Below are 26,272 nucleotides of genomic sequence, written 5' to 3'. Positions count from 1 at the left end.
GACGGGTACTGGCGTACGCGTCTCTTTGCCGAAGCGGGCCGCATCCACAGCGCAGCACTGGCCCGGCGCCACAGGTTCTGCCGCTAAAACAGCGCCACGCCCGGCAGGGCCAGCGGCAAGCTGTGAAAAAAATATTTTGTCATCGCTGGTTACCCAATTGTTTTTTCATCGGTTTGCGCAATCTTTCACCGGCGGCTACCTTCAAATTCATCCGCCGGATCGGCGCTGTCGTCTGCATAAGCCGATCCCCCGCCTACTGCGTTACGGAGGTTTACATGCTGCCGGGACAAACGTCCAACCGCGTATGGGATACACGTCGAAGTGAAAAAAAACGCCGCATCGAGCAGCTCGGTATCAACGGCAAAGTGCTGCCGACCGACGATCTGGTCGATTTGCTACAGAGGCTGATCGCGCCGGGCGATCGCGTGGTGCTGGAAGGTAATAACCAGAAACAGGCGGACTTTTTGTCACGTAGCCTGGCCGAAGTTAATCCGGAGATCGTGCACGATCTGCATATGATCATGCCCAGCGTCGGACGCAGCGAGCATCTGGATCTGTTTGAAAAGGGGATCGCGCGCAAGCTGGATTTCTCTTTCTCCGGGCCGCAAAGCCTGCGTATTTCTCAGCTGCTGGAAGATGGCCAGCTGGAAATCGGCGCCATCCATACCTATGTCGAACTCTATGCGCGGCTTTATGTCGATCTTGCGCCCAATGTCGCGCTGATTGCCGGCTATAAAGCCGACCGCAAGGGCAATCTCTACACCGGGCCGAGTACGGAAGACACGCCCGCGCTGGTGGAGGCCGCCGCTTTTCACGACGGCATCGTTATCGCTCAGGTCAACGAACTGGTCGATGACGAGTGCGATCTGCCGCGCGTCGATATTCCGGGATCCTGGATCGATTATGTCGTCGTCGCCGACAAACCCTTCTTTATCGAACCGCTGTTTACCCGCGATCCGCGCCTGATCAAACAGGAGCATATCCTGATGGCAATGCTGGCGATCAAGGGGATCTATGCCGAGCATCAGGTGCAGTCGCTGAACCACGGCATCGGGTTTAACACCGCCGCCATCGAGCTGCTGCTGCCGACCTATGGCGAAAAGCTGGGGCTGAAAGGCAAAATCTGCCGCCACTGGACGCTGAACCCGCATCCCACGCTGATCCCGGCAATAGAGAGCGGCTGGGTTGAAAGCGTGCACTGCTTTGGCGGCGAGCTGGGCATGGAAAACTATGTCGCGGCGCGTCCCGACGTTTTCTTTACCGGCGCCGACGGCTCAATGCGATCCAACCGCGCGTTTTGCCAGCTGGCGGGGCAGTACGCGGTCGATATGTTTATCGGCTCCACGCTCCAGGTCGACGGCCTGGCTAACTCCTCGACCGTGACGCGCAGTCGGCTTTCCGGCTTCGGCGGCGCGCCGAATATGGGGCACGATCCGCACGGCCGTCGCCACGCCACGCCTGCCTGGCTGGCGATGATTGACGAGCCGGATCCGCTGGCGCGCGGCCGCAAGCTGGTAGTGCAGATGGTGGAAACCTTCCAGGGCGGCGGCAAGCCGACCTTTGTTGAAAAGCTGGATGCGGTCGACGTGGCGAAAGCCTCAGGGATGCCGCTGGCGCCGGTGATGATTTACGGCGATGACGTCACCCACGTGTTGACCGAAGAGGGCATCGCCTATCTCTATCGCGCCAAATCGCTGGAGGAGCGCCGCGCAATGGTGGCGGCGGTGGCGGGCATTACCGATATCGGCCTGGGCGTGGACGCGAAAAGAGTGGCCGATCTACGCCGCGAGGGCAAAGTCGCCTTCCCGGAAGATTTAGGCATTCGCCGTACCGAAGCCACCCGTTCGCTGCTGGCGGCGGGCAGCGTGGCGGAGCTGGTCGAGTGGTCGGACGGGCTTTATCAGCCGCCGGCTAAGTTCCGGAGCTGGTAATGAAACCTTCTTCATGTTCGCTGAGCGATATTGAGCGGCAGGCCGCGCGGCTGGCGGAGCTGGCCACGCGCTGCCTGATCGACGAAGCCCGGCTGACGCCCAAGCCCGGCCTGGTCGATGGCAGAGGCAGCGGCGCGCATCGGGATCTGACGCTGGCGCTGATGGAGGCCTCGGCGCGCAGCCTGACGCCCGCGTTTTATGCTCTGGCGCTGCACTGCTGGCAGCGTCCGGCGGATATCGCGCTGCGGCAGCAGGTAGGCAGGCTGGGGCGTGAAGGCGAACGGCAGATGATGCAGGCGACGCGCGGCGTCAACACCCATCGCGGCGCGCTCTGGGCAACCGGCCTGCTGGTCAGCGCCAGCGCCATGCTGGCAGGTGAGGGCAGCGAGCGTCAGGTCGCGCAGGCGGCGGCCAGTCTGGCACAGCTGCCGGATGACGAGGCACCGAAACTCTTCAGCAAAGGGCTGCGCGCGACGCGCCGTTATCAGGTGCCCGGCGCGCGCGAAGAGGCGCAGCAGGGCTTTCCCCACATTATGCAACTTGGGCTGCCGCAGCTAAGGCACAGCAGGCACGACGGGGCGACGGAAGCGCAGGCACAGCTGAACGCGCTGATGGCGATCATGAGTTCGCTCAGCGATACCTGCGTACTTTCCCGCGCCGGGCTTTACGGGCTGGTGGCGATGCAGAACGGCGCGCGCGCCGTGCTGGATGCCGGAGGGGCGCAAACGCCGCACGGGCAGCGCACGCTGGCCAGGCTGGACGCACACATGCTGTCGCTGAACGCCTCGCCCGGCGGCGCCGCCGATTTACTTGCCGCCACGCTGTTTGTAGACAGGCTGGGCGACACCACTTTCTGAGAGGATTTTATGGAACAGATCACGTTTACCCTGTCGGCCACGCGACAGCTCAGCGGTAAAGCGCTGGCGGGCGTGGTGGGCTCGGGCGATATGGAAGTGCTGTTTGTGGCCGGAGCGGGCCAGCAGCTGACGGTCAACCTGACCACCTCCGTCGACAACAGCGGAACACGCTGGCGGGCGCTTTTCGATCGCCTGAGCGCGTTTTCCGGGCTGCCGGCGGGCGAGATGACCATTCACGATTTCGGTGCGACGCCTGGCGTGGCGCGTATTCGTATTGAGCAGGTTTTTGAGGAGGCCGCAGATGCGTGATGACAGCAGCTTTATCGAACTTAAGGCCCGCCAGCGCGCGCGGCTGCTGCTGGACGAAGGCAGCGGACGCGAGCTGCTCGATCCTTTTGACGGCATTATGTCGCCCTGGCTGCCTGCGCAGGGCATCGTGCCGCAGGCCGATGACGGCATGGTGGTGATGAAAGGTACCATCGACGGTCAGCCAGCGGTGGTCGTCGCCATTGAAGGATCGTTTCAGGGCGGCAGCATGGGCGAAGTTTCCGGCGCGAAAATGGCGACGGCGCTGGAGCTGGCTGCCGAAGATAACCGCAAAGGTATTCCGACGCGGGCGGTGCTTTGCCTGGAAACCGGCGGCGTGCGCCTTCAGGAAGCCAACCTCGGCCTGGCGGCCATTGCGGATATCCACGCCGCTATCGTCGATCTGCGTCGCTATACGCCGGTGATCGGCATCATCGCCGGTACGGTAGGCTGCTTTGGCGGAATGTCTATTGCCGCCGGGCTGTGCAGCTCGCTGATCGTCACCCGTGAAGCGAGGCTCGGCCTCAACGGCCCGCAGGTTATCGAACAGGAGGCGGGTATTGCGGAATACGATTCCCGCGACCGGCCTTTTATCTGGAGCATGACCGGCGGCGAAGCGCGCTATCGCAGCGGGCTGGCCGACGTGCTGGTGCCCGACGGCGCCAATGCGGTGAAAAAAGCGATGAACGAAGCGATCGCGCGCGGCGTGCCCGCACAGCATCGTTCGGACGAGTACAGCTACTATCTGCCGCGCCTGAGCGAAATGAACACCGAGCGACAGGCCGATGCGCAGCAGGTTAACGAAGTCTATGCAAGGGAGGATCGCGGATGAGCGTCAGTCGTGGTGAAAAATGGCTCAGCCTGTTAACCAATGGGGCTGAAAGGCTGGGCGGACTTTGCCCTTCGGTGCAGGCGGCCGATGCGGCGCTGGGCGAAGAAACCGCGCGTTATATTGCGGTGGTGCCGGACGAGCAAAACCACTTTCCGCGCGCCGCTAAAGGCGAGGTCGGCCTGCTGGAAGGCTGGACGCTGGCCAAAGTCATCGATGAAGCGATCGTGGCGGATGCGGATAAAGCGCAGAAGCGGGCGATTGTGGCGGTGATTGACGTACCAAGCCAGGCCTATGGCCGTCGCGAAGAGGCGTTCGGCATCCACCAGGCGCTGGCGGCGGCGGTAGGCGCCTATGCCAAAGCGAGGCTGGCCGGACACCCGGTGATCGGGCTGATCGTCGGTAAAGCGATGTCCGGCGCGTTTCTGGCGCACGGCTACCAGGCAAACCGGCTGATCGCCTTTAACGATCCGGGCGTGATGGTGCACGCAATGGGCAAAGCGGCGGCGGCGCGCATCACCTTGCGCAGCATCGAGGCGCTGGAACAGCTGGCACAGACCATTGCGCCAATGGCTTACGACATCGGCAACTACCAGACGCTGGGTCTGCTGGAAGAGCTGCTGGATATCGCCTCGCCGGATGCGCCTGAAGATGACGATGTTCAGCGGGTTCGCGCATCGCTGGAGCAGGCGGTCAGCTCGGCGCGTAAAGATCCCGCTCTTCATCGCCTTAAGGGCGAAAACCGCCGCAGCTCCGCGCTGGTGCGCGAAAAAATGCGCGCGGCCTGGTAATCCAGCAAGACAGCGGGCAATCCTGCCCTGACGCGTTCAGCCTGCGAGGCGCAAGTTATGACTTACGTGATCGTTCATGCTCTGGCTCCAATTTTCGTCATTATGCTGTTGGGTTTTTACGCCGGTAAGGCAAAGAAGGTCGATAACCACAACGTTGCCCTGCTGAACGTTTTCGTCATGGACTTCGCCCTGCCGGCGGCGCTGTTTACCGCCACGGTGCAAACGCCCTGGGCAGGTATCGTCGGGCAGGCGCCGCTGGTAGTGGTGCTGGTGCTGGCGATGTGGATAGCCTACGCCGCCATCTATTTTCTCTGCACCCGCGTGTTTCACAAAGCGCCGCAGGATGCCGCCGTGCTGACTCTGACCGTCGCGCTGCCCAACTACGCCGCGCTGGGGTTGCCGATCCTCGGCAGCGTGCTCGGCTCAACGCCCGAAACCTCGCTGTCGGTCGCCGTGTCGATAGCCTGTGGCTCGGTGCTGATGACGCCGTTTTGCCTGCTGATCCTCGAGCGTGAAAAAGCGAAAACCGAGGGCACGCAGCACTCCAGCGCCGCGATGCTGCCAATACTGATGTGGCGATCCGTGATTAAGCCTATCGTCTGGTGTCCGCTGCTGGGCGTGGTGCTTTCCGCTTTTGGCTTTCATATGCCGGAGCTGCTGCTCTCTACCATCCGGCCGCTGGGACTGGCCGCTACCGCGACGGCGCTGTTTCTGACCGGGCTGATCCTCTCCGCACGTCAGATCAGGATCAATCAGGCGGTGATCGTCGCCAGCGTGACTAAACTGCTTATTCAGCCCTTTATCGCCTGGGGCATTGTGCTGGCGCTGGGGCTGCACGGCCCGCTGGCGATCACCTCGATCCTGATGATCGCGCTGGCGGCGGGCTTCTTTGGCGTGGTGTTCGGCAATCGCTTCGGCGTGGAGTCGCCGGATGCGGAAGCCACTCTGCTGATCACCTCCGTGCTGAGCATAGTGACGCTGCCGCTGTTTATTTCATTAACCGCAGGAATGTAGCAATGGATGTTCGGCCGCACGATCTGCTCTGGCTGAGCGATCGTGAAGCATTGCAGGGCGATTTGCCTGAATGGGTCGCCTACTGGCAGCCGGCTTTGCCGCTGGTGGTGCGACGCGACAGGGATGCGCAGGGACGTATTCCCGTCGGCGTACGCGGCCCGGCCCGCCATCAGCGCGCGGCGGGCTGGGTTGACGCTGCGGCTGTAGTGCGCGTGCTGTCGCCGGAAGCGCTTATCGATCGGCTGCCGCACACCCCTTTTTATACTTTGCCGCCCGTTCAGGCGGCGCTGCGGCTTGCGCAGGCGGACTGGCCGTGGGCATGGGGCGTCACCGGCAGCCTGGGCTATGCGCTGGCGACCGGCGAAGCCGTAATGCACGCGGGCAGCGATCTGGATTTACTGATCCGCGCGCCTGAGCCGCCCGCCGCATCGGCGTTGCAGCGCTGGCAAAGCCTTTGCGCCAGCCTGCCTTGCCGTGCCGATACGCAGCTGGAAACCAGGCTGGGCGGTTTTGCGCTGGCGGAGTGGCTGCGCGACGGCAAAGTGCTGTTGAAAACCGATGGCGGCCCTTTCCTGACCGCCGCGCCATGGGAGACGCCGCGATGAAAATCTTACTGACCTTTCCCGGACAGGGGCCGCAGCAGCCCGGCATGCTGCAAAATTTGCCTCAGGGCGAGGCAATCCTGAAAGAGGCCAGCGAAGCGCTGAATGAAGACGCCTCGGCGCTGGATTCGGCAGAGGCGCTGCGGCATACGCGCGCGGTACAGCTGTGCCTGCTGATTGCGGGCGTGGCGCATGCGCGGGAGCTGGAGCGACAGGGCCTGGCGTTTGCGATGACCAGCGGTTTATCCATTGGCGCCTATCCTGCGGCGGTAGTCGCGGGCGCGCTGGCCTTCGACGACGCGTTACGGCTGGTGGCGCTGCGTGGGCAGCTGATGGAGCAGGCTTATCCGGCAGGCTACGGCCTGACCGCGATTATCGGCCTGACCCAGAGCGAGCTGGAGCCGCTGCTGGGAGAAGAGAGCTGGCTGGCCAATATCAACGCGGAACGGCAGCTGGTGATTGCGGGCAGCGAGGCGGCGATGCAGGCGACGGCGGAAAGGGCGAAAGCCGCAGGCGCGCAGAAAACGCACCGGCTGGCGGTCAGCGTGCCTTCACACTGCGCGCTGCTGGCGGAACCGGCGGCAAAGCTGGCGGAGGCGTTTAAAGCGGTAACGATTGTTCGCCCGCGTCGCGCCTGGCTGAGCAGCAGCAGCGGCCGCGTGCTCTGGCAGCCGGCGCAGATAGCGGATGACCTCGCGTATAATATGTCGCGCACGGTGCGCTGGCATGAGGCGATGATAGCGGCCAACGAGCGCGACGTCCGGCTGGCGATTGAGGTGCCGCCCGGCGCGGTGCTGACCGGCCTGACCCGGCAGGCTTTCAGCGAAGGCGAAGCGCTTTCCCTGGAGCAGGGCGGCTACGAGTTGGCGTTAACGCTGGCGAAGCGTTTGCAGGCCGGCGGCTGAACGATCGCGCCTGGGGCAGGATGACCAGCTCTTACCGCCCGGTAAGCAGCGATAAAGGCTGCGCATCAGGATAAATGGCACTGACTACCCGGTAAACAGCGACAAAGGCTGTGCGACAGGATGAGCGGTACTGATCATCCGGCAAACAGCGGTAAAGGCTGCGCCACAGGCCCGTGCGGTCGTGTCCGCAGCGTGATAATGCCGCCGCGATATTTTTCGTTCTGCGTAACCACGTAACCAGGTGTTGCGCTCTTCTCCTCCCTCTTAATAAAAATAATTTATGACGAAACGGTCAGGGCGGACGTTGCTGCTGGCAAAAACGTTTAACAAAGCTGTAACGTCATGATTATGTTGTCGCGTAGACCAAATTTTATAAATTTATCTGAACTATCAACAAAATTATTTGATGTGTTATTGCTTACATTTCAGCGTTTTTAAGCTTTTCCCCGGTTAGGTTCTGTTGATTTTTGTGTAGTTAAGCTTAAGTTCGCGTCCGCTATGCAGCGCGGCGCGCCTTAACCCTTCGACACAAGGAAGCAGACATGAATCCTATTACTCGTCGCAGCTTTATGACCTTTGCCGCCGGCAGCACCGTTGCGTTGGCGGCTGGCTCCGTTCATGCTCATGATCGCACCGTGGCCGCGCAACCCTGGACCGGCCAGATGGGCGGCAGCGATCCCGGCCCGCACGATCCGCTGCGTCAGGGAGAAAATCCCGATATCGTCAATCCGCCCGCTACCGACAGTGGCACGCTGCCCAACCTGCGTTTTTCCTATAGCGATTCGCACGTGCGTAAAGGCAGCGGCGGCTGGACGCGACAGATCACCGAGCGCGAGCTGGGCGTTTCCAAAAGCATTGCCGGCGTTAATATGCGCCTTAACAGCGGCGGCATCCGCGAGCTGCACTGGCATAAAGAGGGCGAATGGGCCTATATGCTGTACGGCAAGGCGCGCATCACCGCGCTGGACGTCGACGGCCACTGGTTTGTGGACGACGTCGGCGTGGGCGATCTCTGGTATTTCCCCTCCGGCGTGCCGCACTCGATACAGGGGCTTGGCCCGGACGGCTGCGAGTTCCTGCTGGCGTTTGATAACGGCGGCTTTGACGAAGACAGCACTTTTCTGCTCAGCGACTGGTTTAAGCACGTGCCGCCGGAAGTGCTGGCGAAAAACTTTGGCGTGCCGGTGGAAACCTTCAGCAAGCTTCCTTCACCGGCCGATGAGTATATCTTCGCCGCCACACCGCCGGGCGATCTGCAAAAGGACGCCATTGCGGGCGCGACCCGTTCCACCACCGCTTTCAGTCACCGGATGCTGGCGCAGCAGCCCATCACGCTAAAGGGCGGCACGGTGCGGATTACCGATTCCTCCCTTTTTAAGGTGTCAAAAACCATCGCGGCGGCGCTGGTGGAGCTGCAGCCGGGCGCGATGCGCGAGCTACACTGGCATCCCAATACCGACGAGTGGCAATACTACCTGGAAGGCGAAGGACGGATGGGCGTGTTTGCTTCTTCGGGCCAGGCACGCACCTTCGATTTTCGCGCGGGCGATGTCGGCTACGTGCCTTTTGCGATGGGCCACTATGTGGAAAACACCGGCGACAAGCCGCTGCGTTTTCTGGAGCTGTTTAAAAGCAGCTACTACGCGGATATCTCGCTGAATCAGTGGCTGGCCTCGACGCCGCCGCAGTTGGTGCGCCAGCATCTGCATCTCGACGACGCTTTTATGCAGGCGCTGGATAAAAGCAAAAAGCCGGTGGTCGGCGGCTAAAGAACCCGACAGGCCGCAGGGAGGCGGCCCGATCGCTGTGCCAATTCGTTTCAAAATATAAGTTGTCACTTTCCTGTCATCAACCTCTTCCAGCATAAAAGCCGATAAAGCTAACCGACTTAAATTAAGGAACTTTTATGCGCTTTCGTTATTCTGTGCTGGCCAGCGCGCTGCTGCTGGCGCAGGCTGCTCAGGCAAAAACCACGCCCGTTGACTTCGATAGCATCCAGAGGATTGTTGAAACCACCACGCCCGCCAGCAGCGATGCCCGGTTCGCGGCCTTTGACGCTCAAATCCAGCAAGATCTGATCGGCGCGTTGCAGGGCGATGCCGCTAAGCTGACGCGCGCGCAGCTGGAGAAAACCGAGCAGAGCGATAAGCTGGCGGATCGCGGCTGGTTGAAGGCGAGCGGCTACGACTTTGCTAAAAAAGCCAACCAGCAGGCGGGCATCGCGCTGCTGAGCGCTTTCACCACGCTGCCGAAAAGCGAGCTGGACGCCAGCATGCAGCGCGTGGCGCAGGTTAACCTCGACGCGACCGACGGCCAGCGTCGCCAGGCGATTATTGATGCGGAAGGGCAAAACCATCTGTTTTTTCTGGCCGACGCGCTGGGGCCGAAGCTGGGTCAGGCCTTTCTGAACGCCTACACCAAAGGCGAGATGGGTAAGGCGGCGGCGCTAATCAAGGCCAGCGAAGTCAGTACCGGCGCGGCCAAAGCGCACTTTAACTATCCACGTCCTTTCCTGATGCCGGGCAACACTATCCATGCGGTGCCGGATACGGCAGTGGTGAAAGATAACCAGCCCTATCAGGCGAGCGAAGGATCTTTCCCCAGCGGCCACACCAATACGGCATGGACCGATGCGCTGCTGCTGGGCGAAATGGTGCCGGAACGCTTTGTACCACTGATGGATCGCGCCGCGCGCTACGGCTATTCGCGCATGGTGCTGGGCGTGCACTATCCGATCGATCTGATTGGCTCCCGTATGGTGGCGCAGCGTAACGTGGCGCACTATCTCAACGATGCAAAGTATCGCCCGCTGTTTGCTGAAGCGAAGCAGCAGCTGCGCGACGCGCTGGAGAAAGAGTGCGGCACCTCGCTCGCCGAGTGCGCCAGACCATCCGGGGCAGCCGATCCTTACGCCGCGCCGCAGATGCAGCAGTTTGCACGCTTTGCCATGACCTGGGATCTGCCGCAGGAGAAAGTGAAGCAGGAAGCGGTTGTGGTGCCGGAAGGCGCTGAGGTGCTGCTGGAAACGGCGCTGCCGCAGCTGAGCGCGCAGCAGCGTCGGCAAAGGATGGTGGCGACCGCTATCGCCGCAGGCTATCCGCTTTCCGGCACCACGCCGGAGCAGAACTTCTGGCAGCGGCTGGATCTGTCAGCGGCGGCTGATATGCATAAAGGATAAAAAAGGGGCGGCCATCGCCCCGGTTCCTCTGTAATACGGCGCTATTTTTGCGTACTGGCTTCTGCCGCCGTTGGCTCCTCGCTTTTAACGCCGATTTTTGGCAGCGCGCCGAAATCGAGGGTTTTCCCTTTCAGCTCTTTCGCCAGCGCTTCGCTGATATCCGCTTCCGGCGCAAAGGCCAGTGCGGCCTGCGCAGGCAGGATCGCCAGCAGCTGGTGCTGCTCGCGGTACTTTCCGGCCGCCTCCGCTATCGCTTTCAGCGCGACGCCGTTAGCCCGGCGCTGCTCATGCTGCCACTCCAGATCCAGCAGCTGCCGATCGGCCAGCAGCGCGCTGCGTCGTTTCTCCTCCGGCAGCCTGGCGCCGTTTTCCTGCGCCATCTTCAGACCCTGTCGGAGCTGTTGATCGACCGTCTGCAGCCGCGTTTTCAGCTGCTCCGCCAGCCCTGAATCCTGCATAACTTTGTCAGGATTGATAAATTTCACCGGCCGCGTCTCTTGCCGATCGCAGCCCGCGAGCAGCGTGATAATTGCAAGACTCAGAGCCAGCACACTGATTTTTGGCTTCATTTCCTCTCCTTGTAGCCGGTTTCGGCATTTCCCTGCATGGGTTCCTTCAGGCGCTCAGACTATAAACGATAGCGCGTCCGGCGGCCGATATTTCCATCTTGTCCGTTGATTCACATCAACTTTATGCCCGTTGTTCCATTGGGATCAGGTCGGCATTGTCGGCCATACGCCGGGACCGATAGGCAGGCCGAGCGCGTACCATGCCAGCAGCAGCAGGAGCCAGACGCAAAAAAACAGCAGCGGGTAGGGCGCAATCAGGACGTAATAGGTGCCCAGCTGCGCATCCTTGCGGTAGCGCTGCAAAAAGCCCAAAAACAGCGGCAGAAAAGGCGACATCGGCGCCAGCGGCAGCACGGCCGAATCCGCAATACGGAAAATCATCTGCGCAAAAGCGGGATGAAAGCCCAGCAGCATAAACATCGGCACGAAAATAGGCGCCAGAATCGACCAGATTGCCGAACCGCTGGCGATAAACATGCAGAGCAGCGCAGAGAGGAACATCAGGCCGATAAAGGCGGGCGCGCCGGTCATCTCTGCTTTTTCAAGCAGATCGGTCAGCCCCACGGCCATAAACTTGCCCATGTTGCTCCAGTTAAAAAAGGCTACAAACTGCGCCAGCGGAAAGACCATCACGATAAAACCGGCCATGCTTTTCATCGGCTCAATCAACAGCTGCGGGATGTCGTTGGGTCGCTGGATCTGCCTGGTCGCCACGCCGTAGGCTATCCCGGCCACAAAAAAGAACAGGATAATCAGCGGCACGATGCCCTGAATAAAAGGCGAGGGGATCACGCTGCCCGTCTGCGGATGACGCAGCGGTGCACCTTCCGGCACCACCAGCAGCGCCACCAGCGCGATAAACACCAGCGAAGCGATGCCGCTGATGCGCAGACCGCGATTTTGCAGCGGCGTCAGCTTCGCCAGTCCGTCCTGCGATTCGCCGCGCCAGGCGGGCAGGCGCGGCTCGATAAACTTGTCAGTCAGCAGACCGCCCGCCAGGGTTAAAGCCACCACCGAGCTGGCCATAAAAAACCAGTTATCCAGCACGCTGACGTGCACGGTATCGCTGACCGCCTTCGCCGCCTCGGTACTGATGCCGGAAAGCAGCACGTCGGTAGTCACGATCAGCAAATTGGCGGTAAAACCGGAACCGACGCCCGCAATAGCCGCCATCAGCCCGGCGACCGGATGACGGCCCACGGCGATAAACATCAGCGCCCCCAGCGGCGGCATCACCACCAGCGCGGCATCGGATGAGATATGGCTGAAAAAGGCGATAAACAGCACCATATAGCTGGCGTAGCGGGCGCTGACAAATGACGCCATCTTATGCATCAGCGCCTGAAGCAGCCCCACTTTTTCCGCCAGGCCCGCGCCGATCATCAGCGCCAGGATCGATCCCAGCGGTGTAAATCCGCTGAAATTTTTAATGATCCCCGGCAGGATCCATTGCAAACCCGCCACGCTCAGCAGGTTTTTAACACGAATGACCTCGCCGTTGGCGGGATTGATCACCGAAACGTCCAGCCACGACAGCACGGCGGTTGCCGCCATCAGCACGATAATCAGATAAACGAACAGTAAGAACGGGTTGGGCACCTTGTTGCCGATGCGCTCAACCCAGCTGAAGACTCTGCCGGGACTTTTTCCCGGCGCGGTTGTATCACTCATGTTTTACCCTCTGTTGTGTTGGCTTTTTTATTGTCGGGCTGGGATCGGGCCCAGCCTCGGGCAGCGTCTGCGACGCCTTGCTGCAAAAGCACGTGCAAAAACCGTGCCTTACTGCCGGTGCGGTGCTATCTCCGCACGCGGCTTGTTACGTCATTAGTGCACCTGGCGATTAAAGCGGTGCGGTGCTGTCTCCGCGCGCGGCTTGTTACGCCGTTGGTGCGCCTGGCGATGAAAGCGGTGCGGTGCGGTGCTGTCGCCATACGCGGTCGTTACTCATTGGTAAAGCTGTCGATATGAAAGGCGAGGGCGGCCAACGTTTTGACCGCCGTCGCCATCACCGCCTCGTCAAAGTCGAATTTCTCATTGTGATGACCGGCGCTTAGCTGCGTGCCGAAAATGATGTAGGAAGCCTGGCCGCCGCGCGCCTTGACCCGCTCCATCATATAGGTGGCGTCTTCAGAACCGGCGGGCTGGCCCCGACTGTCGACCAGCGAGGTCAGCTCCGGAATGCGCGCGGCCTGCTGGCGGATATAGTTCACCCAGGGCCGGGTCGGCTGGCAGCTGCGCGCCGCGCCCATCAGCTTTACCTCGTGCTGCACGTCATACATCGCCGCCGCGCCCGCCACCACTCGCAGCGCCTGCTGATAGATAAAATCATTGATGTCGTTGGTGGCGCCGCGCGTTTCCACCTTCAGCAGCGCGCGATCGGCCACGACGTTGCGCCCGGTTCCCGCCTGCAGCACGCCTACGTTAATACGCGAGCTGCCGCCGCTGTGCTGCGGCAGGTTATGCAGCGCCAGCGTGGCCTGCGCCGCCGCCAGCAGCGCGTTTTTGCCTTCTTCCGGCCGCGCGCCCGCGTGCGAGGCTACGCCGCGAAAAGCGATATCCATTTTGGTGGTCGCCAGAAAGGTATCGCTACCGCACACCAGCTCTCCGGCCGGCACGCCGGTGCCGATATGAATGGCGGTAAAAAAATCCACGTCATCCAGCACGCCCGCTTCCACCATCGATTTTGCGCCGCGCGTGCCTTCTTCGGCCGGCTGGAAAATCAGTTTGACGGTGCCGCACAGCCGCGAGGAAAACTGCTTCAGCACCTGCGCCACGCCCAGCCCAATCGCGGTATGACCGTCATGGCCGCAGGCGTGCATCATGCCTTCGTTGCAGGAAGCGAATCCTTCAGCGAAAGGGCGATGCGCCTGCGCCTGCATTTCCACCACGTCCAGCGCGTCCATATCAACGCGAAAGGCCATCACCGGGCCGGGACGCCCAGTCGCCAGCGTCGCGACGATGCCGCAAAAGCCGCCGGAAAAGTGCGGCAGCCACTGCGGCAGCGCGCCCTGGGCCAATGCCCGCTGCTCCTGCTGCGCCAGCACCTCCGCAGCAGGCACTCCCATGCGCGCCTCCGCTTTAATCACCTCTTTGCCCAGCTGTAGCGACCAGCCCAGGTGGTGCAGCTCTTCGGCCACCAGCGTGGCGGTGCGGAATTCAAGCCAGCCGGACTCGGCGAACTTATGCAAATCGCGACGCCAGTGTTGCAGGCGGGGAGAGATCTCTTTTACAAAATCGGTTACGGCTTGCTCCATTTCTGGTTCCTTTAATAGCAGTACAAAAAATGCTGGTTTATCGACTCTACACAGTGGTTTCGGCGCGCAGAAGATGACAATATCTTTTGACTGATAAACAACGGTTATCACCCACAAGGAGGTTTTATGCCCGCATCGATCAAGCTGCACCAGCTTCGTGCATTTGTGGAAGTGACGCGTCAGGGCAGTATCCGGGCGGCAAGCCGGGTGGCGAAGCTTTCGCAGCCCGCGCTCTCTAAATCGGTGCAGGAACTGGAAGAAGCGCTGGGTGCGCCGCTGTTTATCCGGCAGCGGCAGGGCGTTCAGCTTACGGCGACAGGCAAAGATTTTTTTCGTCACGCCAGCCTGATCCTGGAGGAGCTGCGGGTCGCGCAGGAAGAGGTCCAGCAGCGGCTGGGCCAGGCGGGCGGCTCGGTCAATATCGGCGTGGGCGGCAGCATCGCCCGCACGCTGATGCCAAAGGTGATAACTCAGTTTCATCACCTCTTTCCCGAAGTCAGCGTGCGCATCCTGGAGGGCCAGCTGGTGACCTTGCTGCCGGAGCTGCGTCAGGGCGAACTGGATTTCACCATCAATACCTGGTCTCCCGGCCATCAGGACAACGAGCTGAGCTACGAAACGCTGATGGAGCGCGACTACTGCGTGGTGGTACGCAAAGGCCATCCGCTGGCGAACGCCACCTCGTTGGAAGCGCTGCGCCACTGTAGCTGGACCATGCCTTCGCCCAACGGCAGCTACTATCAGCTGTTGCAGGATCTCTTCGCCGACAGCGGCCCGTTACCCGCTATCACCATCACCTGCGAAACTTTTATGGCCTGCGCCAGCCTGCTGGCCCAGAGCGATTTCGTCAGCATCCTGTCGCAGGATTTTTTTACCGATCCGCTGGTCGGCCATCGGCTGGTGGCGCTAAAGCTGCGGGAAAAAATGCCCAGGGCGACCTTCTGCCTGATCCGGCGTAAAGATACCGCGCTGACGCCGATGGGCGCGCAGCTGGCCAGGCTGTTTCGCCAGCAGAGCCAGGCGCTGGTGCTGGCTTAGCTCTGACGGTCAACGGGAAAGAGCAGCAACATGCTAAAGTTAAATTTTTACGTTAAGAGGTTTCTACTATGTCGCACTCGTCCTATACCAGCCGCATCATTACCGCCACGCCAGAACAAATCTGGCCGCTGATTGCCGATTTTAACGGCCTGCCGAAAATCCATCCGGCTATCTCCTCCAGCGAGCTGGAAGATGGCGCTACCGAAAGCAAGGTCGGCGTGGTCAGAAAGCTGACGCTGCCCGATGGCATAGTGCGCGAGCGCCTGGTAAAGCTGGATAAAGCCAATTGGGAGCTGCACTACGCGATTCTGGACGGCATCATGCCGGTCACGGATTACGTGGCGGTGGTGAAGCTGACGCCGAAAAACGACGGCACCACGCTGGCGGAATGGTGGGCGGATTTCAAGGTTGAGGCGGGCCATGATGAACAGGAAGTGGCGCAGAGCATCAGTGAAGGCGTCTTCGCCACCTGTCTGCAAAACGTCGCGCAACAGGCTGGCTGAGTAAGGATCTTCGCCATGACGACGCGATTTATCGTGCAGCGCTACCATCCTCGCTACCAGGCGGGGGTAAAAGATCTGATCCTGCCGATCCAGAATCACGAGTTCGGTATTGCGATTTCGGCAGAGCAGCAGCCGGATCTCAGCGATATCCCGACCTTTTATCAGCAGGGTGCGGGCGATTTCTGGCTGGCGACGGTCGACGATCGGGTTGTTGGCTGTATCGGCCTGAAGGATATCGGCGAGCAGCAGGCCGCGCTGCGGAAAATGTTCGTGGCGGAAGACTGGCGAGGCAGGGAGCACGGCGTGGCCAATAGCCTGCTGCAAACGCTGCTCGCGCACGCTCGCGAGCGGCAGCTCCGTGACGTCTGGCTGGGCACCACCGCGAAATTTCTGGCGGCGCATCGTTTTTACGAGAAGCACGGCTTTAGCGAAGTGGCGCAAGCCGCGCTACCGGCCGCTTTCCCCGTGATGAAGGTGGACACAAAGTTCTACCGGCTGGCGCTGTAGCAGAAAAGCAGCCGGTTTTTGCCGCCAGTCACCAGCTTGACTGCGCCCTGCTGACCGGGCACGGTTTTGTCAACATCCTCAGGGGCGAACGCTTCGCCCCTTTTACTCAGGCCTGCTCGCCTGAGGTGCTCATCTGCATCAGATCTTTATCAACAAAGAACAGCCCTTTACCGCTGGTGCCGACCAGTGCCAGCTTATCCAGCACGGATTTGAACAGCTTCTCTTCTTCATGCTGTTCGGCCACGTACCACTGCAGGAAGTTAAAGGTAGAGTAATCCTGCGACGTCATTGCCGCATGCGCCAGCTCGTTGATTTTTGCGGTAATCAGCTGCTCGTGCTCGTAGGCCTGTTCCAGCACGTTGTTCAGCGAGTCAAAGGTCACCGGCGGCGCGGCGATGCTGCCCAGCACCGGCATGGCGCCGGTATCGCTCAGGTAGTTGAACAGGCGCTGCATATGCTGCATCTCTTCGCGGGAGTGCTCGCGCAGAAAGGCGGCGGCCCCCTCAAACCCTTTGTCGGCGCACCAGGCGCTCATCTGCAAATAGAGGTTGGCGGAAAAGAATTCCAGGTTTAACTGATCGTTCAGGCGAGCGGTCATTTCGGCAGTCAGCATAGCGGCTCCAGATATTAACAGGCAAAATAATTATTTGCCGCATTATGCACGGGAAGCAGAGAAATAAAAACCGCAGAAAAATATATTTTATATTTATCTGCGGCGAAAAATAAGGAGTGATAATTATTATCATCCTTTCTCATGTTGGGGCATGCTGTAATGGTTTTGATAATTATTCTTGTTAGCTATTCGTTTTAAAAAAGGCGTCCTTTTAAGAGTATGCATAAGCTATACGAATTACTTGTTTAATTAATGATTTGAAAGGGTTTTCCATTGGTTAAATTCGTTTTTTTGGCGGAATAAATATTTAAAAACGCGCTTTTTAGCTGTATAACAGGGAAAGAATAAACGCCGCTTTTTGCAAAAATATAATAGTGGCGGTTGCGTGCGTTATCGCTGCTGTCTGGCGCCCTGCCGACGTGGCTGGACATCGTCAACGGCCGATAACGACGTGAAGCAGATAAATGATATGACGGGCGGCTCAGCCGCGGACAACGGTTTAACTCATAAAAGGGATGCATAATGGAGCTAAAGGACTGGCATACCGCAGACATTATCGCTGCGTTAAAAAAAAGAGGCACAAACTTATCCGCGCTTTCACGGCAGGCGGGACTGGCGTCCTCGACGCTGGCTAACGCGCTGCGCCGTCCGTGGCCGAAAGGCGAGCGGCTGATTGCTGAAGCGCTGGACATCGCTCCCGAGAAAATATGGCCGACACGCTATCAGCATCCGGTGCGGCCACATAAGTATCACAATCAGAACGGCCGGTAAGCCGTCGGCGACGCTCGCTTAAAACGTTTCCCAGTTTCCTTCACCGGCTGCCGGCTGCGTTTTTTTCAGGGCTTTTTCGGCAGGTTTTGCGGCTGGCGCGCGCGCGTGGCCGGTCTGAAACACGGCAACGGCCTGAGCCAGACGGGTCGCCTGGTCCTCCAGCGACGCGGCGGCGGCGGCCGATTGCTGTACCAGCGAAGCGTTCTGCTGCGTGACCCGATCCATCTCCGTGACCGCCTGGCCAATTTGATCGATGCCGCGACTCTGTTCGTCAGAGGCGGAAGCGATCTCTGCCATAATGGCGGTGACGCGTCCCACGGCATCGACGATATCGTGCATGGTTTCTCCGGCGGTGGTGACCTGTAGCGAACCGGCGTCGACGCGGCTGACGGATGCTTCAATCAGCGTCTTGATCTCTTTCGCCGCCTGGGCGCTGCGCTGGGCCAGATTGCGCACTTCGCCCGCGACCACGGCAAAGCCACGGCCCTGTTCGCCCGCGCGGGCAGCTTCCACGGCGGCGTTAAGCGCCAGGATATTGGTCTGGAAAGCGATGCCGTCAATCACGCTGATGATATCGGCGATTTTCTTCGAGCTGCCGGCGATATCGCTCATGGTTTGCACCACGCCGTCCACCACCTTGCCGCCTTTGATCGCGGTTTGCGACGCGCTCGACGCCAGCTGTGAGGCCTGACGCGCGTTTTCTGCGTTCAGCTTCACCGTGGCGGTCAGCTCTTCCATGCTGGCTGCGGTCTGCTCCAGCGAGGCGGCCTGCTGCTCGGTACGGGCGGAGAGATCGTTGTTGCCCATCGAAATTTCGCTCGCGCCGGTGTAGATGGCGTCAGAGCTTTCCCGCACGTGGCTGACGGTAACGGTCAGCGCCTGCTGCATGGCGGAAAGATGGGCGGCCAGCCTGGCTATTTCGCTGCGGCCTTCCACCGTCAGCGTGCGGGTCAGCTCGCCTTCGGCAATGTGCTGAATATGCTCCTCAACCTGCTTCAGCGGCCGCAGCAGCACTTCCTTAATCACTTTCCAGATGACCAGCACCAGCACCAGCAGCAGCAGGATCACTGCCGCCAGCGTCCACATCATATTCGTAAAGCCCTGCTGATTGACCTCAATGCCCGTCGCCAGCAGCTTCGCGTTCTGTTCGCGCCACTGGTTATAGCTGGCTTTCAGGCCGTCCTGCGCCTGCTGCGCATCCAGATTGCCGTAAGCCTCGTAGTTATTCGCGCCGAGAAACTGGACAGACTGCTTCATGGTGTCATGCAGCTGCTGATAGCTGCTGGCCACGCTGGCCGTTATCTCGCTGCTTTGTCCGGGTTGCGCTGGAGCACGCTGATAACGTTCAAAGTGCGCCTGCGCCTCGTTAAGCAGGGCAGTGGCGTTGGTCAGCAGCTTGTCGATGGCCGCCAGCGTGGCCGGATCGGTTTGCTTTTTCAGAATACGGATAGCGGCGCGGTTAATGGTGACGCGCGTTTCAAGCAGCGTCTGCCAGGTGTCGCTGAGCTGGTTCTGCTGCTGCGTCAGCACGCTGGCGTGGTTGAAATTCTCTTTGTCCTGGCTAATAGCGTTAAATGAGAGCGCGCTGGAAACCAGCAGCAGCCCGCTGAAAATAACCAACATGATAACGATGCTGGTCACAACTTTAATATTTTTTAGCATACTGCGTACTCGGAAAGGGGAGTCGATAAAGGCTTATCGGTAGTCACGCAGGGAAACTTTATGGCGCGCGGGCGTCAGACGGTGAATAAAATATAAGCTGAATCGATTAGCGTGAGCGCCTGGCAAAAAATTTGCTTTAGGCGCTGTTGCTCAGCCGCCACCAGCGGGCGCAACTGGCGGTCAGCTGTCGATAAGCCTGACGTAGCCGATCGGGCGAGGGCCGGACAAAGCTGAACGGCAGGTTAAGCTGCTGATAGAGCCAGTGAGCGGTAATGTGCTCGCGGTTTTTCGGCACGCTTTCGGGCAGGGAAGGCAGCAATGACAGCCAGCTGGCGGCAAGCGTTTCGGTGGTCTGGCTATCTACCGTTGCCGCCATATCGGCGATAAACCGATCGATATGCCCGAACAGTTCTGCCGTGCTTAAAGCAGGTGATTGCAGCGCAAACAGCAGGCCGGCCTGTCCGGCGGTCTGATGAAAACGGCAGCTGACTACGTAGCCGACGTTGGCCTCGACCCGCAGCCGTTGAAAAAAGCGCGGCTCAAACAGCGTGGCGAGCAGCTGCCAGCTGGCAAAGCAGACCGCGCTGGCCTCGGCGAGCGGGCAGAACACCAGCACCGCCGCATCACGGCTTGCCGTCGGGCAGGAATAGTGCGGCTGCGTGGGGAAAACGTGCGGCGGTGACTGCGCCGGTTCGACCGCGCCCGGCAGCCTGGTCAGCAGCCGCGCCAGGTCTGCTGCGCTGTTGGCCGCGCCGCCGTAAAGCGTGGCCTGCCAGCGTAGCGCCGACAGCGCATCCGCTGACGTGCTGTTCAGCAAATCGGGCAGGTGCGCCAGCAGACAGCGGATGGCGATATCGTCAGCCTGCTGCGCCTGATAAAAAAGCCGTTCGCCAAAAGCCTGGGTGGCGGCTGGCGGATCCGTCAGCGCCTGTATTGCCCGATCCAGCGTAGCGGCCAGTAATGCATCTTGACCGCTGAGCCGCAGCTGCCACAGACCGTGCTGGCGGGAAAAGGCCAGCTCGCCGCCGCCGTGCAGCGCATCGCCCATCGCGGGCTGAAGCGCGGCCTCGATCAGCGCGGCGCTAAGTCGATCTGGCAGAAGGCCAGGCTGGACGCTAAGCAGCAGCGTTGGTTCGACCGGCGCGGCAACCAACGCCAGCGTGCTTTTCGCTACCGGTAACGCGGGCGTGACGGGCGTGGAGGCTGGCGAATAGAAATGCAGGGCGGGCGGCGTTTCCGGCTCCGGCTCCGCCTGCGGCCAGTCGATAGCCGCCAGCCGTAGCGTAAAGCCCTGCGCGCGGACGGACGGCGCGCTGACCGCAGGCGATACCCACAGCCGGCTGAGGCTTTGCGGCAGGGGTAGCGGCGTGGTCGACTGCGCAGGCGGAAAACCCAGCGCCAGATCGCGTAGCTGGTCGAGAGGAGAAAGCTGGCTGAAACGCCGCTGCGTGAGGCTGGCATAGTGCGCCCGCTGCTGCTGCGTCAGGCCAGAAAGCTGCGCCAGCCAGCGGCGGAACAGCGCTTCTATACGGGCGCACTGCGCCAGCTGAAGGCCGCTCAGCTGAAAGCGCACGCTGGCTACCGACTGCCGCGCGCTGCGGTAAGGCTCCAGCAGCGAAATATCGTCGCACAGCCCCTGTTCGCGCAGCGTCGCCAGCAAACTGCCTGACGCTTTGTCGGTCAGCAGCTCACGCAGCAGCGTCAGGCTGGCGGGCTGCGGGTCGTTGAGGAGAAAACTCAGCTGGAGATGCTGCGCTGCGGCGCTTTGCAGCGCAAAAGCCCGCTGTCGGGCCAGCTGTAACAGCGGCGGCGCGGCAGGCACGGTTTCTGCGCGAGCAAAAGCCGCCGCAGCCTCTTCGGCCATGGCTTCCAGCTCCTGCAGCGGCTGCGGGCCGCTCAGCCAGAGTTGCAGATTGCCGGTATGGAACCAGCATTGATGCCAGTCCCGCAGCGCCTGCTGGAGCGCGACCGCGTCGTCGCCGAAATGGCGCTGGCTGCCGACGTGAAAATCGTGCAGGGGATGAGGCGCGGCGAAGGCCTGGCTCAGCGCCGCCTCGCACAGCGTCGGGCCGTGGCTTTGCAGCATCCGATACTCCGCCTCGATCGCGGCCGCTTCTGCGGTAATCGCCTCGGTAGCCAGCAGCGGGCGCGCCAGCATATCAGACAGCCTGCACAGCGCCTGCCCCAGCCGCTCGGGAGCGATCTCCACAAACCAGGCGGTGAAATGTGCCTGAGTGGTGGCGTTAAGCCGCGCGCCGTGGGCGGGCGCCCAGGCCATCAGCCGCTGCTCCTGCTGATAACCGGCGCTGCCGGCGAACAGCACATGCTCCAGCAGATGCGCCAGGCCCGGCCAGCGTGCGGGTTCGTCAAGGCTACCGGCGGAAAGCCGGAACAGCGCCGCCGCCCGCGCGGCTTCCGGCTCGTGGATCAGCGTGATCCGCAGGCCGTTTGCTACGCGGGAAGAGGAATGACCGTTCACGCTTCGGTTTTAAAGATCAGCTGTGAATTGGTGCGGTTGCGGAACTGCAGCTGGCTGATTTGAATATTGCTGCAGTTGGCCTGCTCACGCGCCTCAAGGATCTGGCCATGATGCGGCGATTTGGCGCAGACGGGATCGGCATTGTCCGCGTTTCCGGTCAGCATAAAGGCCTGGCAGCGGCAGCCGCCGAAATCCTTCTCTTTTTCAGAGCACGAGCGGCAGGGTTCCGGCATCCAGTCGAAGCCGCGATATTTGTTAAAGCCGAACGAGTCGTACCAGATTTCCTGGAGCGTATGCTCCAGCACCGACGGGAAGGCGATCGGCAGCTGGCGCGCGCTGTGGCACGGCAGCGCCATGCCTTCCGGCGTCACGCTCAGGAAAATCGCGCCCCAGCCGCCCATACAGCCTTTCGGCCGCTCTTCATAGTAGTCGGGCGTCACGAACAGCAGGTTAGCGAAGTTGCTGTTGTCCTTCATTTTTTCGCGGTAGCGCTGCACCACGGCTTCGGCGCTGGCGATCTGCTCGCGGGTAGGCAGCAGGCCCTCGCGGTTCAGCTGCGCCCAGCCGTAAAACTGGCAGGTCGCCAGCTCGACGTCGTCGGCCTCCAGCTCGATCGCCAGTTCAATAATGCGATCGATCTGGTCGATGTTATGGCGATGCAGCACAAAGTTCAGCACCATCGGGTAGCCGTGCGCCTTGACCGCTTTCGCCATCGCCAGCTTTTGCTGGAAGGCTTTTTGCGATCCCGCCAGCGCCGCGTTCAGCGTCTCGTCGCTTGCCTGGAAGCTGATCTGGATATGATCGAGACCCGCTTCGGCAAAGGCGTCGATCTTTTTCTCGGTCAGGCCAATGCCGGAGGTGATCAGGTTGGTGTAAAAACCCAGATCCCGCGCGGCACGGATCAGCTCGGGCAGATCTTTACGCACCAGCGGCTCGCCGCCGGAAAAGCCCAGCTGGACGGCGCCCATCTGGCGGGCCTGTTTAAAAACTTCTATCCATTGCGCCGTGGTCAGCTCCTGCTCCTGCCGGGCGAAATCCAGCGGGTTTGAGCAGTAGGGGCACTGCAACGGACAGCGATAGGTCAGCTCCGCCAGCAGCCAGAGCGGCGGATTAGGCTTAAGCGAGTTCACGGAAAATTATCCACTTCTGTTCGACGGCCTGCATAAAGAACGCTTTGACGTCCTCATCCACGCCGCCCGCATCGGGAAAACGAGCGTTCAGTTCGGCAATCAGCGCGGCAAGCGGGCGTTTACCGTCCACCAGCTGCAAAATCGCGGTGGCGCTCTCGTTCAGCTTCGCCATGCCTTCCGGGTACAGGATCACGTGGCAATCCTGCGTCGGCTCCCACTGCAGGCGGTAGCCACGGCGAAACGCAGGTATCTGCTGGTCGTTAAGGGTCATTACAGCAATCTCTCTTTATGCCAGACGGGCTGGTCGGTCACGGTATGGTAAGGCGGACGATGCAGCGCGTAGGCCAGGGTCATAGCGTCCAGCATACTCCACAGAATATCCAGCTTGAACTGCAAAATAGACAGCATACGCTGCTGCTGTTCGGCCGTGGTGAAGTAGTCCAGCGCCAGCGCCAGCCCGTGCTCGACGTCGCGGTTAGCCTGGCTCAGGCGGCCACGAAAATAGCCGTAGCCTTCGGCTTCGATCCACTTATAGTGCTGTGGCCAGCTGTCCAGGCGCGACTGGTGGATTTCCGGCGCAAACAGCTCGGTCAGCGAGCTACAGGCCGCTTCCTGCCATACCGCGCGGCGGGCGAAGTTAACGTAAGCATCCACGGCGAAACGCACGCCGGGCAGCACCATCTCTTCCGACAGCAGCGTCTCGCGCTTGAGGCCGACCGCTTCGCCCAGGCGCAGCCAGGCTTCAATCCCGCCTTCGCTGCCCTGATGACCGTCGTGATCCAGAATACGCTGTACCCACTTGCGGCGCGTCTGCGGATCCGGGCAGTTCGCCATAATGGCGGCGTCCTTCAGCGGAATACTGGTCTGGTAGTAAAAACGGTTCGCTACCCAACCCTGGATCTGCTCACGCGTCGCCTGGCCGTTGTGCATGGCGATATGGTAAGGATGATGGATATGGTAATAAGCGCCTTTGGCGCGTAGCGCCTGCTCGAACGCTTCGCGCGTCATGGGAGTCTGTTGCATGATTTTCTCACAGGTCGATACGCATACCGTCCCAGCTGACTTCGATGCCGTGCTGCGTCAGCGCCTGACGTTCAGCCGACTCTTCATCCAGGATCGGGTTGGTATTGTTGATATGAATAAGGATTTTGCGCTCGGCGGGCAGCGAAGCCAGCAGCGCTATCAGGCCCTGCTCTTCGGCCAGCGCCAGATGACCCATATCCTTACCGGTATTGCGGCCCACGCCGGTTGTCGCCAGCTCGTTATCCTGCCACAGCGTGCCGTCGATCAGCAGGCAGTCGGCCTTTTGCAACCAGCCCAATAGCTCGCTGTCCGGCTCGCCCAGACCGGGCGCATACATCAGCGTTTTTCCGCTGCGGGTATCTTCAATAAACAGCGCGACATTGTGGCCGGGCAGCGGTCTGCCGCGATACTGCGAATAGGGCGGCGCGTTGCTGAGCAGCGGGATGGCGGTAAACCGCAGCGCCGGACAGACCGCCACGGAGAAAGGCTCGCCGGGCTGAATCGCGTGATGCACCAGGCCGCCGTTCCAGTGCGAAAGCATGGTAAAGATGGGGAAACCGGTGGTGAGATCGTCGTGTACTTCCGGCGTGCACCAGACCTGATGCGGACAGCCCTCGCGCAGGCTCAGCAGGCCGGTGGTGTGATCGATCTGACTGTCGGTCAGGATAATCGAGCCGATAGCGGTGCCGCGCAGGACGTCTTTCTTATTCAGCGCGGGCGTGGCGGCGATCTGATGAGCGATATCCGGCGAGGCGTTGCACAGCACAAAATCGACGCCGTCGTCGCTGATGGCGATGGAAGATTGCGTACGCGCCGAGGTTTTCAGCGTGCCGTTACGCACGCCCTGACAGTTTCGGCAGTTGCAGTTCCACTGGGGAAAACCGCCGCCGGCCGCAGAGCCAAGAACGTTAATTTGCATGTGTAGACCAGAAAAAAAGAGAGGAAATGCCCACCTGAGTGGGCATAAGGGCTTAGCGGTTGGAGATGTACAGCGTCACTTCCAGGCCTAAGCGTAAATCAACAAACGTTGGTTTAGTCCACATAGCGGAGCTCCTCATGGTGTTAAGGGAAAAATCTGCCCGTTAAGTTCGGCAGGTAAACAGCTTATTGTCAAATATCGCCCTGCGGCGGCGCAAATGTTGCACCTGTGTCACAGTGATATCAACCCTGTAAGCCGCAGGGATTAACGGGGGAGCGTTATTCTCCCCAGGTTTTCTTCAGCACGCGTAACCAGTTACGCCAGCAAATCTTATCGATCAGTTCGGGCGAATAGCCCGCCTGCTGCATTAAATCGACCAGTTTCGGCAGTCCGGCCGCATCGCCCAGTTCGTCCGGCACGCTGATGCCGTCAAAGTCAGAACCGAAGCCGACGCGATCTTCGCCCAGCTTTTCCAACAGCGCATCAAGATGCTGCACAATCTGCGCCAGCGGCGTATCGCTGTCGCGCTTGCCGTCGGCGCGCAGAAACGCATTGCCAAAGTTGACGCCGACAAAGCCGTCGCTCTGCGCAATTGCGGCCAGCTGAGCGTCGGTTAAATTACGCGGCTGCGGGCAAAGCGCATGAACATTGGAATGGGTGGCGACCAGTGGCGCATCGCTGATCTCCGCCACCTGCCAGAAAGATTTCTCATTCATATGCGACAAATCGATCAGCAGCTTTTTCTGATTAAGCACGCGCAGCAGATTGATCCCGACAGGCGTCAGCCCGTCGCCGCTGTCCGGCGAGCCGGGAAAACCGCCGGTCACGCCGGTGCCGAAGCGATTTTGCAGATTCCACAGCGGGCCGACGCTGCGCAACCCGGCGGCAACCCAGCGGTCAAGCTGGCTGCACTCGTCATCCAGCGCCTCTGCGCCTTCGATATGCAGCACCATCGCCAGCACGCCCTGCGCGATACAGCGCTCGATCTCGCTGGCGTTGCGGCAGATACGGGCCTGCCCGGCTGAGCGATCGGCAATCTGATGCAGCAGGGCTATCTGCGCTTCGGTAATCGCCAGCGGATCGTGATCCTCTTCCTGCCAGACCGTATTGCTTTGCTTCACGTACTGCGCTGGCGGCACAAACACCGCAAACAGGCCGCCGGCAAAGCCGCCCTGGCGCATTCGCGGCATATCCAGGTGACCGTGCATCGTGCCGTGCAGGAAATCCGCCACGGCATCGCCTGTTTCCTGCATCCACAGGCGCAGCAGAAGATCGTTATGGCCGTCAAAAACGGGTTGAGCAGAGGTCAATAGCGTCATTGTTATGAATCAGAAGGTACATTGTTACATAAATGATACCTCAAAGCGCCGTGCCGGGCCTGCTGAAAAGTG

At 60.7% G+C, this 26,272-nt stretch carries 26 protein-coding genes; 14 read left to right on the top strand and 12 right to left on the bottom strand.

Annotation, left to right across the window (positions count from 1 at the left end; translation table 11 throughout):
* Positions 1-275 precede the first annotated feature (275 nt).
* The 10 genes from mdcA to AB3U87_RS02880 all read left to right on the top strand — a co-directional run bounded on the left by mdcA (position 276) and on the right by AB3U87_RS02880 (position 10,413).
* Entirely contained in the window at positions 276-1,931 is a 1,656-nt protein-coding gene (mdcA, locus tag AB3U87_RS02925; RefSeq protein ID WP_253458301.1) for a malonate decarboxylase subunit alpha, read from the top strand.
* Positions 1,931-2,788, top strand: coding sequence for a triphosphoribosyl-dephospho-CoA synthase (locus AB3U87_RS02920; RefSeq protein WP_394148346.1), 858 nt, complete (start codon positions 1,931-1,933; stop codon positions 2,786-2,788). Before mdcA ends, AB3U87_RS02920 begins: the two co-directional genes overlap by 1 nt.
* A gap of 9 nt (positions 2,789-2,797) precedes the next feature.
* Positions 2,798-3,097, top strand: coding sequence for a malonate decarboxylase acyl carrier protein (gene mdcC / locus AB3U87_RS02915; RefSeq protein WP_253458307.1), 300 nt, complete (start codon positions 2,798-2,800; stop codon positions 3,095-3,097).
* Positions 3,090-3,926 (top strand): biotin-independent malonate decarboxylase subunit beta, encoded by an 837-nt coding sequence (locus AB3U87_RS02910; RefSeq protein WP_253458311.1) that lies wholly within the window; start codon positions 3,090-3,092, stop codon positions 3,924-3,926. The genes mdcC and AB3U87_RS02910 overlap by 8 nt, the downstream gene beginning before the upstream one ends.
* Positions 3,923-4,714 (top strand): biotin-independent malonate decarboxylase subunit gamma, encoded by a 792-nt coding sequence (gene mdcE, locus AB3U87_RS02905; protein WP_253458315.1) that lies wholly within the window; start codon positions 3,923-3,925, stop codon positions 4,712-4,714. Before AB3U87_RS02910 ends, mdcE begins: the two co-directional genes overlap by 4 nt.
* Before the next feature lie 57 nt (positions 4,715-4,771).
* Positions 4,772-5,728 carry an AEC family transporter gene (locus AB3U87_RS02900; RefSeq protein ID WP_253458318.1) on the top strand — a complete coding sequence of 319 codons (957 nt, stop codon included), beginning with the start codon at positions 4,772-4,774 and terminating at the stop codon, positions 5,726-5,728.
* A 2-nt stretch (positions 5,729-5,730) separates the two neighbouring features.
* A complete protein-coding gene (locus AB3U87_RS02895; protein ID WP_369896256.1) occupies positions 5,731-6,333 on the top strand; it encodes a malonate decarboxylase holo-ACP synthase in 603 nt (200 codons plus the stop codon).
* Positions 6,330-7,235 carry a malonate decarboxylase subunit epsilon gene (mdcH, locus tag AB3U87_RS02890; RefSeq protein ID WP_301250621.1) on the top strand — a complete coding sequence of 302 codons (906 nt, stop codon included), beginning with the start codon at positions 6,330-6,332 and terminating at the stop codon, positions 7,233-7,235. The genes AB3U87_RS02895 and mdcH overlap by 4 nt, the downstream gene beginning before the upstream one ends.
* 542 nt (positions 7,236-7,777) lie before the next feature.
* Complete coding sequence (locus tag AB3U87_RS02885; protein WP_301730013.1) at positions 7,778-9,004, top strand: cupin domain-containing protein; 1,227 nt, start codon at positions 7,778-7,780, stop codon at positions 9,002-9,004.
* Positions 9,005-9,141: 137 nt separating this feature from the next.
* Positions 9,142-10,413 carry an acid phosphatase gene (locus AB3U87_RS02880; protein WP_394148342.1) on the top strand — a complete coding sequence of 424 codons (1,272 nt, stop codon included), beginning with the start codon at positions 9,142-9,144 and terminating at the stop codon, positions 10,411-10,413.
* A gap of 41 nt (positions 10,414-10,454) precedes the next feature.
* Here the strand turns inward: AB3U87_RS02880 and AB3U87_RS02875 are convergent, their stop codons facing one another.
* The 3 genes from AB3U87_RS02875 to AB3U87_RS02865 form a co-directional block, all read right to left on the bottom strand.
* Positions 10,455-10,982, bottom strand: coding sequence for an OmpH/Skp family outer membrane protein (locus AB3U87_RS02875; protein ID WP_369896253.1), 528 nt, complete (start codon positions 10,980-10,982; stop codon positions 10,455-10,457).
* 144 nt (positions 10,983-11,126) lie between these two features.
* Complete coding sequence (abgT, locus tag AB3U87_RS02870) at positions 11,127-12,653, bottom strand: p-aminobenzoyl-glutamate transporter (protein WP_369896252.1); 1,527 nt, start codon at positions 12,651-12,653, stop codon at positions 11,127-11,129.
* A gap of 269 nt (positions 12,654-12,922) precedes the next feature.
* Entirely contained in the window at positions 12,923-14,236 is a 1,314-nt protein-coding gene (locus tag AB3U87_RS02865) for a M20 family metallo-hydrolase (RefSeq protein ID WP_394148339.1), read from the bottom strand.
* A 126-nt stretch (positions 14,237-14,362) separates the two neighbouring features.
* Here AB3U87_RS02865 and AB3U87_RS02860 point away from each other — a divergent pair, with 126 nt between their 5' ends.
* The 3 genes from AB3U87_RS02860 (at position 14,363) to AB3U87_RS02850 (ending at position 16,284) form a co-directional block, all read left to right on the top strand.
* On the top strand, positions 14,363-15,274 hold the full coding sequence (locus AB3U87_RS02860) for a LysR family transcriptional regulator (protein ID WP_253458331.1): 912 nt from the start codon (positions 14,363-14,365) through the stop codon (positions 15,272-15,274).
* Positions 15,275-15,342: 68 nt separating this feature from the next.
* Positions 15,343-15,777 carry an SRPBCC family protein gene (locus AB3U87_RS02855; protein WP_253458333.1) on the top strand — a complete coding sequence of 145 codons (435 nt, stop codon included), beginning with the start codon at positions 15,343-15,345 and terminating at the stop codon, positions 15,775-15,777.
* A gap of 15 nt (positions 15,778-15,792) precedes the next feature.
* Positions 15,793-16,284 carry a GNAT family N-acetyltransferase gene (locus tag AB3U87_RS02850; RefSeq protein WP_253458336.1) on the top strand — a complete coding sequence of 164 codons (492 nt, stop codon included), beginning with the start codon at positions 15,793-15,795 and terminating at the stop codon, positions 16,282-16,284.
* 106 nt (positions 16,285-16,390) lie between these two features.
* Here AB3U87_RS02850 and ftnA read toward each other — a convergent pair whose 3' ends face one another.
* Positions 16,391-16,897, bottom strand: coding sequence for a non-heme ferritin (ftnA, locus tag AB3U87_RS02845; RefSeq protein WP_253458339.1), 507 nt, complete (start codon positions 16,895-16,897; stop codon positions 16,391-16,393).
* A gap of 522 nt (positions 16,898-17,419) precedes the next feature.
* On the opposite strand from ftnA, the gene AB3U87_RS02840 reads away from it, so the two are divergent.
* Positions 17,420-17,668, top strand: a complete 249-nt coding sequence (locus tag AB3U87_RS02840; protein WP_253458341.1) for a helix-turn-helix domain-containing protein — start codon at positions 17,420-17,422, stop codon at positions 17,666-17,668.
* An 18-nt stretch (positions 17,669-17,686) separates the two neighbouring features.
* Here the strand turns inward: AB3U87_RS02840 and AB3U87_RS02835 are convergent, their stop codons facing one another.
* From AB3U87_RS02835 to AB3U87_RS02800, 8 genes are all read right to left on the bottom strand, one after another.
* A complete protein-coding gene (locus tag AB3U87_RS02835) occupies positions 17,687-19,330 on the bottom strand; it encodes a methyl-accepting chemotaxis protein (RefSeq protein ID WP_253458345.1) in 1,644 nt (547 codons plus the stop codon).
* A gap of 136 nt (positions 19,331-19,466) precedes the next feature.
* Positions 19,467-21,809: a pyrroloquinoline quinone biosynthesis protein PqqF gene (gene pqqF, locus AB3U87_RS02830; RefSeq protein WP_394148335.1), complete on the bottom strand. Its 2,343-nt coding sequence runs from the start codon at positions 21,807-21,809 to the stop codon at positions 19,467-19,469.
* Complete coding sequence (pqqE, locus tag AB3U87_RS02825) at positions 21,806-22,939, bottom strand: pyrroloquinoline quinone biosynthesis protein PqqE (RefSeq protein WP_253458351.1); 1,134 nt, start codon at positions 22,937-22,939, stop codon at positions 21,806-21,808. Before pqqE ends, pqqF begins: the two co-directional genes overlap by 4 nt.
* Positions 22,926-23,210, bottom strand: a complete 285-nt coding sequence (pqqD, locus tag AB3U87_RS02820) for a pyrroloquinoline quinone biosynthesis peptide chaperone PqqD (protein WP_125287256.1) — start codon at positions 23,208-23,210, stop codon at positions 22,926-22,928. The genes pqqE and pqqD overlap by 14 nt, the downstream gene beginning before the upstream one ends.
* Complete coding sequence (gene pqqC / locus AB3U87_RS02815; protein WP_253458354.1) at positions 23,210-23,962, bottom strand: pyrroloquinoline-quinone synthase PqqC; 753 nt, start codon at positions 23,960-23,962, stop codon at positions 23,210-23,212. The genes pqqD and pqqC overlap by 1 nt, the downstream gene beginning before the upstream one ends.
* A 7-nt stretch (positions 23,963-23,969) precedes the next feature.
* On the bottom strand, positions 23,970-24,881 hold the full coding sequence (gene pqqB, locus AB3U87_RS02810) for a pyrroloquinoline quinone biosynthesis protein PqqB (protein WP_301250614.1): 912 nt from the start codon (positions 24,879-24,881) through the stop codon (positions 23,970-23,972).
* A 52-nt stretch (positions 24,882-24,933) separates the two neighbouring features.
* Positions 24,934-25,005, bottom strand: coding sequence for a pyrroloquinoline quinone precursor peptide PqqA (pqqA, locus tag AB3U87_RS02805; RefSeq protein WP_071789594.1), 72 nt, complete (start codon positions 25,003-25,005; stop codon positions 24,934-24,936).
* A 154-nt stretch (positions 25,006-25,159) separates the two neighbouring features.
* On the bottom strand, positions 25,160-26,200 hold the full coding sequence (locus AB3U87_RS02800) for a dipeptidase (RefSeq protein ID WP_301730019.1): 1,041 nt from the start codon (positions 26,198-26,200) through the stop codon (positions 25,160-25,162).
* Positions 26,201-26,272 lie beyond the last annotated feature (72 nt).

Origin of the sequence: Erwinia plantamica (assembly GCF_043420595.1) — a bacterium.
In the GTDB taxonomy this organism is placed as follows: Bacteria; Pseudomonadota; Gammaproteobacteria; order Enterobacterales; family Enterobacteriaceae; genus Erwinia; species Erwinia aeris.
Note: the sequence above shows the minus strand (reverse complement) of the source record. Positions and strands in the feature narration are given on the sequence as shown.